The sequence below is a fragment of the Pseudomonas sp. NFX183 genome (genome assembly GCF_047943075.1).
GTDB lineage: Bacteria > Pseudomonadota > Gammaproteobacteria > Pseudomonadales > Pseudomonadaceae > Aquipseudomonas.
In genome coordinates, this window is the sequence record NZ_CP181333.1 from 4484066 (window position 1) to 4499284 (window position 15219).

Sequence of the window (15219 nt, forward strand, 5' to 3'; positions counted from 1 at the left end):
TGAAATCTTCGTGCACCTGCCGCACCATTGCGCCCAACAGGATTTAAGAGGAACACCGCGTCCATGAGCGCACTGATAGAAACCCGCGCCCTCACGCGCGTGGACGAGCGTCGCCAAGTGGCCTTGCTTGAGCCGACAGACTTTACCTTGAACAGCGCCGACCGCGTGTCGATCACCGGCTCTTCCGGCTCCGGCAAAAGCGTGTTCCTGCGTGCGCTGGCGCTGCTGGATGCGCCCACCGCGGGGCAGATTCTGTGGAATGGCCGGCCCGTTGCCAACGCCGAAATTCCCCATTACCGCAGCCACATCAGCTACCTCTCGCAACGCCCTGCGCTGCTTGAGGGCACGGTGCAAGACAACCTGCGTTTCCCGTTCAGCCTCAAGACGTTGCGCAAGCGCCGCTTTGACCTGCAGGCGGTCACCACGCTGCTCGGGCATGCCGGGAAGACGGCGGACTTTCTGCACAAAAATGCCGGTGACCTGTCGGGCGGTGAAGCCCAAGTGGTCGCGTTGATCCGCACGCTGCAACTCAACCCCGAAGTGCTGTTGCTCGACGAACCCACAGCGGCCCTTGATCCTACGTCTTCCCGTGATGTGGAAGCGCTGATCGACGCCTGGTTTGCCGGCGACACCTCGCGTGCTTTCATCTGGGTGTCCCACGACCTCGACCAGGCCCAACGCATGAGCGCCATCCACCTGCAGATGAGCGTCGGCGTGCTGAGCGCAGTGGCCCAACCATGAACTATCAAAACCTCACCGCGCTGGACATGGGTATCGCCGCCTCGCTGATCCTGATCAACGGCGCGCTGTCTTTGCTGTTGCGCCTGGGCCTGGGTCGCCAGTTGCTGTGGGCGGCGGTGCGCACGGTGGTGCAGTTGTTGGCCATCGGTTATCTGCTGGGCTGGGTGTTCGAGTTTGCCTACTGGTACGTGGTGCTGCCGCTGATGTGCGCGATGACCTTGATCGCCGGCCTGTCGGCGGCCGGGCGTGGACGCAGGACCTATCGCGGGCAACGGGTCGACAGCATCCTGTCGGTGTGGGGCAGTTCCTGGCTGGTTACGGCGGTGGGTTTGTTTGCGGTGATCCGCATCCACCCGTGGTACGAGCCGCAGTATGCGATCCCGATTCTGGGGATGATCCTTGGCAATACCCTGACCGGCGTGTCACTGGGCATCGAGCGCATGACCCAGGAACTGACCTCGGGGCGCAACACCATCGAGATGATCCTGGCGTTGGGCGGTTCGCGCTGGGAAGCCGCGCAGGAAGCCATCCGCCAGGCAGTACGCGCCGGGATGATCCCGACGCTGAACCAGATGACGGTGGTTGGCATCGTCAGCCTGCCCGGCATGATGACCGGCCAGGTACTGGCGGGAGAGAGCCCGGTGGACGCGGTGCGGTATCAGATCGTGATCATGTTTCTGATCGCCGCGTCGTCGGCGCTGGGCACGGTAGGTGCGGTGTTGCTCACCTATAGGCGGCTGTTTTCCACCCACCACCGGTTTTTGCGCGACCGGCTGCAAGAGCGCTGACACAGCAGCCAGCACCGCCCAAATGTGGGCGCTGGCTTGCCTGCGATAACGGTGTATCAGTCGCCGAATAAGCTGACTGAACCACCGCTATCACAGCCTCGCTGAAGCCCGACAGCTCCTCCAGGGTTTGGCGGGAAGGCCTCAATCCAGATCTGCCACACCAAAGTCCAGCACCACCTTCATCGCCTGGGTCTTGTCCGCCGCCAGCTCAAATGCCTGCACCGCATCACCGAACGGCACGGTGTGGGAGAACATCGCCTCGGAGCTGGGCGAGTTCACTACCATGCTCGCGCTGGTGTCTGCCGGGTTGTGCGTCGGGGTGTTGCCGGCCAATTGCGTGTCGCGTCACCTCGAGCTGGGGGTGTATGAGGCCAGCACCGGACTGGCCTGGACCGAGCTGGACAGCGCGGTGAAGATCACGCTGTTCAGCCTGATCATGGAATTATTCGCGCAGTGATTGTTTCGTCCGCTGAAATGCTGGATTGTAAATCCTGATGATTCCCTCGATCAGCGCAGCGGTGGAACATGCGGGGCGTCGATACCTCATCCTTGGAGCCTTTCATGTCCCAGTCTGCAATCAAACTGTATGGTTTCCCGCTGTCCGGCCACTCCCACCGAGTGGAGCTGATGTTGTCGCTGCTGGGGCTGCCCCGCGAGTTTATTCTGGTAGACCTCAAGCAGGGCGCGCAGAAGTCCCCGGACTTTATGGCCCGCCTCAACCACTTCGGCCAGGTGCCGGTGATTGATGACAATGGCACGGTGTTGGCCGATTCCAATGCGATCCTGGTTTACCTCGCGAACACCTACGGCGACGGACAATGGCTGCCGAGTGATCCTGCCGGCCAGGCGCGCGTGCAGCGCTGGCTGTCGGCCGCCGCCGGTCAACTTCACGCCGGGCCGGCGGCCGCGCGACTGGCCGTGGTGTTTGGCGCCGAGGTCGACACCGTCAGCGCCATCAGTCGCTCGCACGCCCTGCTGAGGCTGGTGGAGCAGCAATTGGGCCAAAGCCGCTTCCTGGCCAGCGAGCAACCGAGTATTGCCGATATTGCCTTCTACACCTACGTCGCCCACGCGCCGGAAGGCAATGTGTCGCTGGCCGACTACCCTCAGGTGCGTGCCTGGCTCGCCAGCATCGAGGCCTTGCCAGGCTTTGTCGGCATGCCGCGCACGGCAGTGGGGCTGCAAGCGCCGTAAATGATCTGTGGCCAGAAGAGTGAGCGCCGATGGACCGATTTCATGAAATGCAGGTATTTCTCGCGGTCGCCGAGGAGGCGGGCTTCGCCGCTGCCGCACGCCGCCTGAAAACCTCGCCGCCCAGCGTGACCCGGGCCATTGCCGCCATGGAACAACGCATCGGCACGCAACTGCTGGCGCGCACCACGCGCAGCCTGCACCTGACCGAAGCCGGCCAGCGCTACCTGGAAGATTGCCGACGCATCCTCGCCGAACTGAACGAGGCCGAGGACGCGGCGGCAGGCAGTTATTCCATCCCGCGCGGTCACCTGACGCTCACCGCGCCCGTGCTGTTTGGCGAGTTGTATGTGGCGCCGGTGCTGGGCGATTACCTGGACCGTTTTCCGCAGGTGAGCATCAACGCCTTGCTGGTCGACCGCGTGGTGAACATGGTCGATGAAGGCGTGGAGGTGGCCGTGCGCATCGGCCATCTGCAAGAGCCCGGGCAGCAGGCGATCAAGGTGGGTGAAGTGCGCCGCGTAGTGTGTGCTGCGCCAGGGTATCTCGACCAGCACGGCAGGCCGGCGCGGCCAGAGCAACTGCGTGAAGCGAAGATCGTCACGTCGTCCTCCAGCCAGTTGGTGAGCGAGTGGCGGTTTATCGAGGGCGGCCAACCGCTGACCGTGCCTATCGAGCCGCGTCTGGTGGTCACGGCCAATAACGCGGCGATCAACCTGGCGCGGTTGGGTTGGGGCATGACGCGGGTGCTGTCCTATCAAGTCGCAGCGGCGGTGGCGGCGGGAGAACTGGAAATTGTGCTGGAGAATTTTGAGCCGGCGCCGCTGCCGATCCAGGTGGTGTTCCAGAAGAGCGCGCGGGTACCGGCCAAAATTCATACCTTTGTCGACTTTCTCACTCAGCGCCTCGGGCAGGACGCGGCCCTGAACCCGGCGCTAAGGCGGCGCAGCTGATGCAGCGTTATCGCGACATGCAGCTGTTTGCGGCGCTCGCCGGGCAACCGAGCCTGGCCTCGGCGGCCCGTCACGCACACGTCTCCAGCCCGACCCTGATGCGTGCGATTGCGCGTGTGGAGGCGCGCCTGCACGCGCAGTTGCTGCAACGCAGTACGCGAGGTGTGAGCCTGACCGACGCGGGCAGCGCCTACCTGGCCGACTGCGTGCGCCTGCTGGCCGCGGTGGACGCCGCCGAAGCCTCGGCCCAGGGTTTGCACGCGCAGCCTCAGGGCAACCTGCAAGTTTTTCTGCCGTTTCTGTTCAGCCGCTACATCATGGCGCCGGTGTTGGCTGGCTATATGGAGCGTTACCCCGACGTGCGTCTCGTTGCCCGCTATCACGACTATTACCCCAACCTGCATGAAGAGGGGCTGGACGTGGCAATCCTGGTCGGTGAACTGCCCAGTTCGTCACTGATCGCCCGCAGGGTAGGGCAGGTGCGCCCGATTCTCTGCGCCAGCCCCGACTACCTGGCCGCTCACGGCGAGCCGGCGCATCCCGACGACCTCAAGCAGCATCGCCTGATCGCCAGTGCCGATCAGGTTGACTGGGGCTTCAAAGGCGGCTCATTGAAGGCGCGCGCACGCTTGAGTTGCACCACGGTGCAAGGCGCGATCAATGCCGCCGTGCACGGTGCGGGGCTGATTCGCTGCCTCAGCTACCCGGTGCATGACCAGTTGGCGAGCGGCCAGTTGCGTCGCCTGCTACCGGCCTTTGAACCGCCGGCGCTGGCGGTGCACGTGGTGTACCGCGAAGGCCGCAACGCGCCGATGCGCGTGCGCAGTTTTGTCGATCACTGCGTGGCAGCGCTGCGTGACCATCCGGCGTTTCAGTTGGCGTAATGCTGGATTGCCAAGCGTGGGCATTCTCTCGATGGGCGACAGAGCGCAGCATTCACCCATCCAACACTGAGGTGTGCGCCATGAACCTGATCGAACCCTCTCCCTGGCATGCCGGCGAACGGCAGATGCAGCAAAGCGCCGGCGTTGCCGAGCGCATGGCAGTCGTGGGGCCCAAGGTGATCCGCGACCATTTGCCGGAGCAGCATCGGGATTTTTATCCGCTGTTGCCCTACTTGATGCTCGCGGTGGTGGATGCGCAAGGCATCCCTTGGGCGACGCTACTCGAAGGCGCGCCGGGGTTTGCCCATTCACCCGACCCGCACACCTTGCAGATCGACAGCTTGCCGTCCAAGGGCGACCCGGCGCTGGCTGCGTTACACCGCGGTGCGTCCGTGGGCCTGCTGGGCATCGACCTCACAACCCGCCGCCGCAACCGCATGAACGGGCGCGTGGGCAGCCTTGGTCACGCTGGCTTTTCGGTCGAGGTGGTGCACACGTTCGGCAACTGCCCCAAGTACATTCAACAACGCCCGGTCGAGGGCATCGCGCGCCAACCCGGCACCTTGGTCGAGCCTCTGGACGGGCTGGATGACGCCGCGCAACACCTTATCCGCAACGCTGACACCTTCTTTGTCGCAAGCTACGTTGACGAGGAGGGCGCACGCTCGGTAGACGTCTCCCATCGCGGCGGCAACACCGGCTTCGTGCGCGTCGACGGCAATGTGCTGACCATTCCCGACTTCGCCGGCAATCTGTTCTTCAACACCTTGGGCAACCTGTCGGCCAACCCGGTGGCGGGGCTGTTGTTTATCGACTTCGAATCGGGCGACGTGCTGCAGATTGCCGGGCGCACCGCGCTGATCCTCAGCGGCCCCGAAGTGGCCATGTTCGACGGTGCGCAGCGGTTATGGACGCTGACCGTGGAACATGCGGTACGGCGCCCGGCAGCGTTGGCGTTGCGCTGGCAGTTTGCCGAGTTCTCGCCGTTCAGCCTGGCGATGGGCCGTTGGCTGTGATTTGCAGCGCGGCCGGAGTGGTTGTCACAAGCCGGCCAAGCGCATGCTTCGGCATGGCGCTGGCGGGCGATGAGCTGTACATCGGCAACGCCGACGCGGTGGTCAAGATGGCGTTACCTCGGGCCAGACCCACATAGACGCCACGCCGGTAAAGGTCACCGGGCTGCCGGCCGGGATCAACCATTACTGGACCAAAAACCTGCTGGCCAACCCGGACGGCACGCGGCTCTATGTGACGGTGGGCTCCAACAGCAATGTCGGTGAAAACGGCCTCGACGCCGAAGAAGGCCGCGCCGCCATCTGGAAGCCTGGCTCCACCCAACTGTGGACAGTGGTCAACGAGCGTGACGAAATCGGCAGCCACCAGGTGCCCGATTACCAACGGCGTTCGCCGATGGCGTGTTTGTCGGTGAACAGGGTTCGTGGAACCGCAACCCGCAGGCCGGTTACAAGGCGCGTTGCTGGTGGCAGACGATGTGGGCAACAAGGTGTGGCGGGTGGCACAGCGCACCCCTTGAACGCTGCACAAAGGATGTGGCTAGCCCACATCCAAACCCGCTTTATTTTGCCGTCGCCAGCACCGGCCTATCCCCCCACGCGCCACCCAGCGCCGTATACAGATTTACCTCCGCCACCAACTGTGCCAGCCGGTCGACAATCAGCGCTTGTTGCGAACTGAACAACGAGCGCTGTGCATCGAGAAACGTCAGGTTGCTGTCCACGCCGCTGCGGTAGCGGTGTTGGGCCAGGTCGTAATAGGCCTGGTTGGACGCGACGAAATCGCGTTGTGCATCCAGCTGGTCATTAAAGGTCTGGCGGGCGGCGAGGCCGTCGGCGACTTCCTGAAAAGCCGTCTGGATCGACTTTTCGTACTGGGCCACGGTGATGTCCTTTTGCAGTTTTGCGTAGTCGAGACTGGCGCGCAGGCTGCCGGCGTTGAAGATCGGCAGGTTGATCTGCGGCTGGAAGGTCCAGGTGCCCGAGCCGCCCTTGAACAACCCCGACAGTTGCGTGCTGGTGCTGCCGGCGTTGGCCGTGAGGGTCACCGATGGAAAGAACGCTGCGCGCGCCGCGCCGATATTGGCGTTGGCGGCCTGCAACTGATATTCGGCCTGGAGGATATCCGGGCGCCGTTGCAGCAAGTCGGACGGCAACCCTGCGGGCACGCGCGCCACCAGCTCATCGGCGAGTGGGCGCGCCGGCAAATGCTCATCCACCGGCGCGCCCACCAGCAGGGCGAGGTTGTTCAGGTCCTGGGCGACCTGGCGTTCATAACGGGCCACGCTCGCACGTGTGCTTTCCACCGCGGTGCGCGCTTGCACCACGTCCAGCGCCGAGGCCTTGCCCGCACTTTTGCTGCGGCTGGTGAGCTGCCAGCTGTGGTCGTCGGCATCCAGGGTTTGCTGGGCCAGGGCCAGCAGTTCCTGGTCGGCGCGCCAGGTCAGGTACGCATTGGCGACGTTGGCCACCAGGCTCAACTGCGCGCTGCGTCGCGCCTCTTCGGTGCCCAGGTACGTGAGCATCGCCTGCTCGCTGAGGCTGCGCACACGGCCGAACAAATCCAGTTCATAAGCGCTGAGCCCCAACGTGGCGGAATAATTGGAAGTAATCGCAGACTTGCCGGTGCCGGTCACATCGCCCGGCAACTTCTGGCGTTTGCCGGCGCCTGTGGCGGATAGGGCCGGGAACAGGTCCGCACGCTGGATGCGGTACTGCGCCTGGAACGCCTCCACATTCAGCGCCGCAACGCGCAGGTCGCGGTTGTTGAGCAGCGCGTTGGCGATCAACTGCTGCAAGGCCGGGTCGTGGAACACCTGCTGCCAGTCCTGGGTTATCGCCACGGTGCCCGATTGCGCCAGGCGATAAACCCCGCTTTGCGGGTACTGCGCCGGCACAGGCGGCGCCGGCCGCTGGTACTCGGGGATCAGCGAGCAACCGCCGAGCATCCAGGCCACGCCTAGCGTTGTGAGCATCCCTTTGTTCATCAGGCGCCAACCATCCATTTGGCCAGGCCATGTCGGCCACTGACGCCCAACTTGGCTGCGGCGCGTTTGAGGTAGGTTTCGATCGAGCTGTTTTTCACGCTGAGTTTTTCCGCCATTTGCGGCACGGTGCCGCCGGTCAACAGGCCCAGGCACACTTCCTGCTCGCGCGCCGAGAGGGTGATATCGCTTAAGGACAAACGCTTGTAGAACTCGCGCTGCAGCTGCGACTGCTCCAGCGGGTTGTGCGCCGGCTCGATCTCGGTGTGCGGTGCCTGGCGCAGGATCTGCGCGTGCCGTTCCATCAACGGCAGCAGGGTGTCCGACAGGCACTTGAGGAACGACAACTGCGCCAGGGAAAACCCCGGCTGCGTCGGCGGGCGATAGAACGAAATCACGCAGCGTCGATTGCCCTGGCGCGACACCAGGTTGCACTGGTGTGAGCTGCCGCGCGGGTGCGCGCTGTTGGCCTTGGCCTTCATTTGAATCAACAGCGGGTCCTGCATGCGCAGCATTTGCCGCAGCAGCGGGTGGTCTTTGATGGGGTGCAGGGTCTGCGGCGCAGACAGGTCATTTTTAACGCCGGCGCTGCCCAGGAGCTTGATCTCGCGCACGCTGTCGCGCAGCTCGTCGAGGGTCCATTCACTGAGGTCCACCAGATGAATCGGCACCCACTTGTCCACGAGGTGCAACATGTTGGCGGCGAAGTGCTGGTGGCCGCTGCTTGAAATCAACTCACCCATTTCGGCGTAGAAATGCGGGCTCTGTGTGTCGCCAATACTGCGGGTCAGACTCATAGCCATCTCATCCTTGATGTCGAAAACCGTCGACGGGGCGCCCTGGGTTTGTGAGGCGCGGTCCGTGCTCCTTGAACGTAATTCGGCGTTCGAGATTTTATTTAGCCATAGGGATTTGTCCTACGTATGCAGCGGAAACGAGGGACACAACCTGCCATAAAAACCACGTCATTAATTCGACGTTTCTGACAGCTCATTCCGCCCACGAAAAACCGCCTATGCTTTTTAGATTTAATTAACGTGCTGATTTATATGAGAAATATGTTTATTTAAAAAATTCTTTTAAGCATTGGTAGCGGTCACAAATAGCCAATTTCCTACAAGCGTTTAATCGATTCAGCAATGAACCCTCAGTCAAGGCCGTTTTGCGCCTTTGTGGTGTCCGGGTTTCGGGTGACAGACAGGCCCGAACCCCCATGCTCAAATCCGGCAATTTCGGCGAAATGGGCCCTCGCGCGGCCAGTGCCTGACCTCCCATGAGAAGGATCTTATGACGCATCTCAGCCGCCAGCCGGCCAGCTTCCCCCTCACCGCTGCCCAACAGGACATCTGGCTCGACCAACTGCGTGTGGGCGACTCACCGCTGTACAACATCGGCGGCTATGTCGATTTCGCCGGGCCGGTGGTCCCCGAGTTGATCCAGCGCGCCGTCGAGCGGCTGGTGGCCAAACACGATGCATTGCGCACCCAGCTGCATAGCGACGACCAGGGTCTGCCTCGGCAAACCTTCGTCCCTGCGATGGCCGTGGAAGTGGGCCAGTACGATTACTCTGCGCTGCCCGACCCGCAGGCCGCGACCCAGGCATTGATGCAGGCGCAAATGGCCCGCCCGTATGCCATGAGCGGTGAACCGTTGTTTCGGTTTTTCCTGGTCAAACTCGACGATGATCACTACCGCCTGGGAACCCAGGCTCACCACCTGATCCTCGACGGCTGGGGCTTTGGCCAGATGCTGCAATCCCTGGCGCGGCTGTACAGCGACCTGGAGCAAGGTCGGCAACCGGAGCCACTGGCGCCGTCCTATATCGACTTCATCGACACCGACCAGCGCTACCTGCAATCGGCGCGTTATGCCCGTGACCGTGCCTATTGGCTGGACAAATACCAGGTGCTGCCCGCGCCGCTGTTGACGCCTCGGCATAACGCGCAGGCGCCGAGCAATACGCTGGTGCAAGCGTTTCCGGTGGCGCTGCTCAACCGCATGGAACAAGTGGCCAACCGTTATCAGGCCTCGGCCTTTCATGTGTTGCTGGCGGCGATGTACGTGTATTTCACCCGCACCAGCCAACGCGATGAGTGGGTAGTGGGGTTGCCGATTCTCAACCGCTCCAACGCGCGTTTTCGGTCTACTGTGGGTTTGTTCACCCAGGTGAGTGCGGTGCGTTTTCAGTTCAGCGAGCAGTTGTCATTCAGCGCCTTGGTGCGTGGCATACGTGACCAGCTCAAGCAGGATTTCCGTCATCAACGCTTCCCGTTGAGCGAGATGAACCGTGAGCTGGGCCTGCGGCGTACAGATCGCGGCCAGTTGTTCGACCTGTCGGTGTCCTTCGAGCAGGACGACCACGACCTGCGTTACGGTCAGGTCCAGGCCCGCGCGGTCAAGGTTTCCAACCATCATGAGCCGCTGCCGATTGCCATCCACCTGCGCAGCAACCGTTACCAGGACACCGCGTGCCTGCATTGTGTGTACAACGAGGCGTATTTCCAGCACGACGACGTGAAAGCGATGGCGCAGCGCTTTACCTGGCTGCTGGAACAAGGCCTGGAAGACACCGCGCTGAGCGTGGCTGAGTTGTCGCTGGTCACGCCGGCCGAACAGGCCCAATTGCTGCGTTGGAATGCCACCGCACAACCCGCCACCGAACCGCAAACCCTGCACGCGCGCATAGAAGCGCAAGCCGCACGCACGCCGCAGGCCATCGCGGCGGTGCACCAGGGCCAGCAGTTGACCTACGCCCAGCTCGATCAACAGGCCAATGCGCTGGCCTGGCAGTTGCTCGAACACGGCGTGCAGCTGGACGATCGCGTGGCGATTGTGGCCCGGCGTGGCCTGGACACCCTGGTGGGGTTGTTGGCGATCCTCAAATCCGGCGCCTGTTATGTCCCCGTGGACCCGGCCCATCCTGCCGAACGCCTGAACTACCTGTTGCACGACAGTGCGCCCGTGGCGGTGCTGACCCAGCAGGATTTGCTGCATCGCCTGCCTTTGCTGGACGTGCCGGTCATCCGCCTGGAGCACCCGGCCGTGCACCTGGGCGACAGTCCGCGGGTCGCCGTCACGCCGTCGAACCTGGCCTACGTGATTTACACCTCCGGCTCCACCGGGCAGCCCAAGGGCGTAATGGTCGAGCACCATACGGTGGCGAACCTGGTGGACTGGCATTGCCGGGCGTTCGACCTGCGCGCCGGCAGCCACACGGCCAGCGTGGCCGGCTTCGGGTTTGATGCGATGGCCTGGGAAGTCTGGCCGGCGCTGTGTGTGGGCGCGACGCTGCACCTGCCGCCGGCACAGGATGACGCGCAGGACATCGATGCATTGCTCAACTGGTGGCGCGCGCAGCCGTTGCAGGTGTGCTTTTTGCCGACGCCGGTGGCCGAGTACGCCTTCAGTCAGCGCCTGGAACACCCTACATTGCGTACATTGCTGATCGGCGGCGACCGGCTTCGCTCGTTCAGCCGAACGCAGACGTTCGAGGTGATCAACAACTACGGGCCCACCGAAGCCACGGTGGTCGCCACCTCCGGGCGTGTCGAAGTGGGCCGGCCGCTGCATATCGGCGCACCGGTCGCCAACGCCTGCGTTTACTTGCTTGATGAGCAGCAACGCCCGGTGCCCATCGGTGTGGCGGGGGAGTTGTACGTCGGCGGCAAGGGCGTGGCGCGCGGTTATCTCAACCGTCCGCAACTGACTGCCGAACGCTTTCTCGATGACCCCTTCAGCAACGGCCGGATGTACCGCACCGGCGACCTGGCCCGTTGGCTGCCCGACGGCAATCTCGAGTACCTGGGCCGCAATGACGATCAGGTGAAAATCCGCGGCGTGCGTATCGAGCTGGGGGAAATCGAATCTGCGCTGGCCACGCACCCGGCCGTCATGGAAGCCGCCGTGCTGTTTCGTGAGGGGCAATTGCTGGCGTGGTATGTCGAACGCGCCAGCGTCACTGTCGAATCGCTGCGTGCCCATCTACAAGGCTCGTTGCCTGACTACATGCTGCCGGCGGCCTACGTGAAGCTGGAGGCTTTCCCGCTCACCGCCAACGGCAAGCTCGACCGCAAGGCTTTGCCGGCGCCCACACAGGCGGCTTTTGTGACGCGGTTGTTTGAGGCGCCACGCGAAGGCGTGGAAACCACCCTGGCGCAGATCTGGACGCAATTGCTGCACGTGCAGCAGGTAGGGCGCCATGATCATTTCTTCGAGTTGGGCGGGCACTCGCTGCTGGCGGTGCAACTGGTGCAACGCATGCGTGATGCCGGGTTGCGCGCCGACGTGCAGGTGTTGTTCGGCCAGCCCACCCTGGCAGCGTTGGCGGCGGCCAGTGCCGGCAGCGACAGACAGGTGCCGGCTAACCGCATCCCGGCGGGTTGCACGCACATCACGCCAGACATGCTCGCGCTGGCCGAACTGGATCAGCCCGGCATTGATCGCATCGTCGCCGGCATTCCGGGAGGGGCGGCCAATGTGCAGGAAATCTACCCGCTGGCGCCGTTGCAGGAAGGCTTGCTTTACCACCACCTCACCGACGAACGCGATCCCTATCAGCAACATGCGCTGTTCAGTTTCGCCAGTCGCGCGCAGCTCGACGCGTTTGCCCAGGCCTTGCAACAGGTGATCAACCGTCACGATATCCTGCGTACCAGCCTGGCTTGGGATGCCCTGGAACAGCCCATGCAAGTGGTGTGGCGCAATGCACAATTGCGGGTTCAACCCCTGCGCGAACAGCATCAGCCGCTGGACTTGCGCCAGGCGCCGCTGATGGCCCTGGATTACGCCGAAGAGCCGCATAACGGGCGCTGGGTGGCCAAGCTACGTTTCCATCACTTGGTCAACGACGCCACCTCGACCACCGTGCTGGTGGACGAAATCCGCGCGCACCTGCTTGGGGAGCAGGCGCAACTGCCGGTGCCGGTGCCGTATCGCAATGTGGTCGCACAGACCCGGGCGCCGGAACGACAGGCCGCCCACGAGGCGTTCTTCCGCGAGCGCCTGGCGGATGTCGACGAGCCGACCCTGGCGTTCGGCTTGCAGGAGCGGCAGGCGGACCGCGCTGAAATCGAGGAGTCCGAACAGCCCCTCGGCGACGCGCTCAACCAACGCCTGCGGGCCCAGGCGCGTGCCCTTGGCGTCAGCGCTGCCAGCCTGTTTCATCTGGCTTGGGCGCACGTGCTCAGCCGTGTCGCGGGCCGCGATGACGTGGTGTTCGGCACCGTGCTGCTCGGCCGTTTGCAAGCCGGCGAGGGCGCCGATCGCGCGTTGGGCATGTTCATCAATACCTTGCCGTTGCGCGTGCGCCTGGCCGGGCAAACCGTGCTCGCTGCGCTCAACGACACCCACACCCAGCTCAGCGCCTTGTTGGCCCATGAACAGGCTTCGCTTGCATTGGCCCAGCGTTGCAGCAGTGCGTCGCCGCTGTTCAACAGCCTGCTCAACTACCGTCACACCGACGCCGACCCACGCCTGAACCTGGTGCCGGGCATTGCGCTGCTCAGCAGTGAAGACATCCTCAGTTACCCGTTGATGCTCACCGTTGACGACGTTGCCAGCGGCTTTCGGCTCAAGGCCAAGGCGCCGCGCAAGGTCGGCGCCCAGCGGCTGTTGGCATACCTCGACACGACGCTGCATGGCCTGGTCGACGCACTCGAACACGCACCGGCCACGCCATTGCGCACGGTGCCGGTGCTGCCTGCCAGCGAGCTGCACCGGCTGTTGGTGGACCTCAACGCCACCGAAACCGGCTACCCCGAAACCCTGACCGTGCAGGCGCTGTTTGAAGCCCACGCGCGGCACATTCCCCATGCCATCGCGGTACAGGCCGGCGAGCGGCAACTGACCTACCGCGAGCTCAATGAGCGCGCGAATCAACTGGCCTTCCACCTGCGTGAACGCGGGGTTGAGCCGGATTCGCGGGTGGCGCTGTGTGTCGAGCGCGGGCTGGACCTGGTGGTGGGTTTGCTGGCGATTCTCAAGGCGGGCGGCGCCTATGTACCGCTCGACCCGGGCTATCCGCGCGAGCGCCTGGCCTACATGCTCAACGACAGCCAACCGGTGGCCCTGCTGGTGCACGCCGCCACCCGCGACTTGCCGGGCGCGGTGTCTGTCCCGGTGATCGACGTTGACCAGAACGCCTGGAGCCAGGCGCCCAGCGGCAATCCGTCGGTGCCCGGCTTGAGCGTCGCCAACCTGGCCTACGTGATGTACACCTCGGGTTCCACCGGCACGCCCAAAGGCGTGATGATCGAACATCGCGGCCTGGGCAACCTGATGCACTGGGGCTCCCGGCTGTGCCCGAATGCCGAAGGCGGCGCGTTGCTGCAACGTGCGCCGTTCAGCTTCGACGGCTCGGTGTGGGAGCTGTTCTGGCCGCTGGCCAACGGCATGCGCCTGGTACTTGCACGGCCCGACGGCCACCGTGAACCGGCTTATCTGGCGCAAGTGATTCGCGAGCAGCAGATCACGGTGATCAAGTTCGTGCCGGCGATGTTGCAGCAGTTTCTCGAGCTGGAAGAGTCGGCATTGTGCACCAGCCTCACCGACGTGCTTTGCGGCGGTGGCGAACTCACCGAAGCCCTGGCCCGTGGCGTGCAGGCGCGCCTGCCCAAGGCGCGTTTGCATAACGTCTACGGGCCCACCGAAGCCACGGTGGACAGCAGCGCGTGGACGTTGGAACCCGGCGATCCGGTGCCGGCCTTGCAGCTGCCGATTGGCCGTGCGATCAACAACACGCGCCTGTATGTGCTGGACGAACACGATGCGCCGGTGCCGATGGGCGTCAGCGGCCAGCTGCATATCGGCGGCGTTGGCGTAGCCCGGGGTTATCTGGGGCTGGAGCAGATGACGGCCGAGCGCTTTATCGACAGCCCGTTCGTGGCGGGTGACCGGCTGTACCGTACGGGCGATCTGGTGCGTTACTTGCCGGACGGCAATCTGGAATTTCTGGGGCGCAATGACTTTCAGGTCAAGCTGCGCGGTGTGCGTCTGGAGCTGGGGGAGATCGAGTCACGCCTGGCGGCGCATCCGGCGTTGCGCGAGGTGGCGGTGCTGATTCGCGATGAGCGGCTGGTGGCTTACTTCACCCTGCGCGCTCAGGCGCCGAGCCTGGAGGCCTTGCGGGCCTATGTGCTGGAGCAATTGCCGGAGTACATGGTGCCGGCGGCTTTTGTGCAGCTTGAGGTATTGCCGCTTAATCCCGCCGGTAAGCTTGACCGCAAGGCGCTGCCTGAGCCGGGGCTGGAGGCGGTGGTCAGCCGTGCGTATGAGGCGCCGGTGGGTGAGGTGGAAACCTTGATGGCGGGGATTTGGGCGCAGGTCTTGAAGCTGGAGCGAGTAGGGCGGCATGACCATTTCTTCGAGCTGGGCGGGCATTCGTTGCTGGCGGTGAGTTTGGTGGCGCGTATGCGCAAGGCGGGGTTGGATGTGGATGCGCGGACGTTGTTCAGTCAGCCGACTTTGGCGCAGCTTGCAGCTTGCACTGCGACACGGGTGGAGTGTGTGGATGTTGTGCAGACGGCTATTCCGCAGCTTGGGCGGCGTCGGCGGATTTGAGGGGTGGGGTTGGGTTTTTTTTGGGGGGGAGTACATATCCGTTGCTGCGGTAACGGCTTCGTATGGTTCCGCTCTTACAGCGGGTCACTTTTGGCAAACGCCCCAAA

General features: G+C 63.8%; 10 protein-coding genes and 2 pseudogenes. 9 read left to right on the plus strand and 3 right to left on the minus strand.

Annotated features, from left to right (window positions below):
* The first annotated feature begins 63 nt into the window (after positions 1–63).
* A complete protein-coding gene (locus tag ACM530_RS21045; RefSeq protein ID WP_416363054.1) occupies positions 64–741 on the plus strand; it encodes an ATP-binding cassette domain-containing protein in 678 nt (225 codons plus the stop codon).
* The gene (locus tag ACM530_RS21050) at positions 738–1529 is read left to right on the plus strand and encodes an ABC transporter permease (RefSeq protein ID WP_145165900.1); all 792 of its coding nucleotides are present in this window, start codon (positions 738–740) and stop codon (positions 1527–1529) included. Before ACM530_RS21045 ends, ACM530_RS21050 begins: the two co-directional genes overlap by 4 nt.
* A 141-nt stretch (positions 1530–1670) precedes the next feature.
* Here the strand turns inward: ACM530_RS21050 and ACM530_RS21055 are convergent, their stop codons facing one another.
* Positions 1671–1808: a hypothetical protein gene (locus tag ACM530_RS21055; protein WP_242199534.1), complete on the minus strand. Its 138-nt coding sequence runs from the start codon at positions 1806–1808 to the stop codon at positions 1671–1673.
* On the opposite strand from ACM530_RS21055, the pseudogene ACM530_RS21060 reads away from it, so the two are divergent.
* From ACM530_RS21060 to ACM530_RS21085, 6 genes and pseudogenes are all read left to right on the plus strand, one after another.
* Positions 1783–1986 (plus strand): annotated as a pseudogene (locus tag ACM530_RS21060) (LysR family transcriptional regulator); the annotation flags it as partial. The gene ACM530_RS21055 and the pseudogene ACM530_RS21060 overlap by 26 nt on opposite strands.
* A gap of 104 nt (positions 1987–2090) precedes the next feature.
* Positions 2091–2723 carry a glutathione S-transferase family protein gene (locus ACM530_RS21065; RefSeq protein WP_416363055.1) on the plus strand — a complete coding sequence of 211 codons (633 nt, stop codon included), beginning with the start codon at positions 2091–2093 and terminating at the stop codon, positions 2721–2723.
* A gap of 29 nt (positions 2724–2752) precedes the next feature.
* On the plus strand, positions 2753–3673 hold the full coding sequence (locus tag ACM530_RS21070) for a LysR family transcriptional regulator (RefSeq protein WP_416363056.1): 921 nt from the start codon (positions 2753–2755) through the stop codon (positions 3671–3673).
* The gene (locus tag ACM530_RS21075) at positions 3673–4557 is read left to right on the plus strand and encodes a LysR family transcriptional regulator (protein ID WP_416363057.1); all 885 of its coding nucleotides are present in this window, start codon (positions 3673–3675) and stop codon (positions 4555–4557) included. Before ACM530_RS21070 ends, ACM530_RS21075 begins: the two co-directional genes overlap by 1 nt.
* Positions 4558–4637: 80 nt before the next feature.
* Entirely contained in the window at positions 4638–5573 is a 936-nt protein-coding gene (locus tag ACM530_RS21080) for a pyridoxamine 5'-phosphate oxidase family protein (RefSeq protein ID WP_416363058.1), read from the plus strand.
* Positions 5574–5620: 47 nt separating this feature from the next.
* Positions 5621–6091, plus strand: a pseudogene (locus ACM530_RS21085) (sorbosone dehydrogenase family protein); the annotation flags it as partial.
* A gap of 42 nt (positions 6092–6133) precedes the next feature.
* Here ACM530_RS21085 and adeC read toward each other — a convergent pair.
* Together adeC and ACM530_RS21095 are read right to left on the minus strand one after the other, a co-directional pair.
* Positions 6134–7558, minus strand: a complete 1425-nt coding sequence (gene adeC, locus ACM530_RS21090) for an AdeC/AdeK/OprM family multidrug efflux complex outer membrane factor (RefSeq protein ID WP_416363059.1) — start codon at positions 7556–7558, stop codon at positions 6134–6136.
* A complete protein-coding gene (locus ACM530_RS21095) occupies positions 7558–8352 on the minus strand; it encodes a helix-turn-helix transcriptional regulator (protein WP_106578919.1) in 795 nt (264 codons plus the stop codon). The genes adeC and ACM530_RS21095 overlap by 1 nt, the downstream gene beginning before the upstream one ends.
* A gap of 490 nt (positions 8353–8842) precedes the next feature.
* Here ACM530_RS21095 and ACM530_RS21100 point away from each other — a divergent pair, with 490 nt between their 5' ends.
* A complete protein-coding gene (locus ACM530_RS21100; protein WP_416363060.1) occupies positions 8843–15112 on the plus strand; it encodes an amino acid adenylation domain-containing protein in 6270 nt (2089 codons plus the stop codon).
* The last annotated feature ends 107 nt before the right edge of the window (positions 15113–15219 follow it).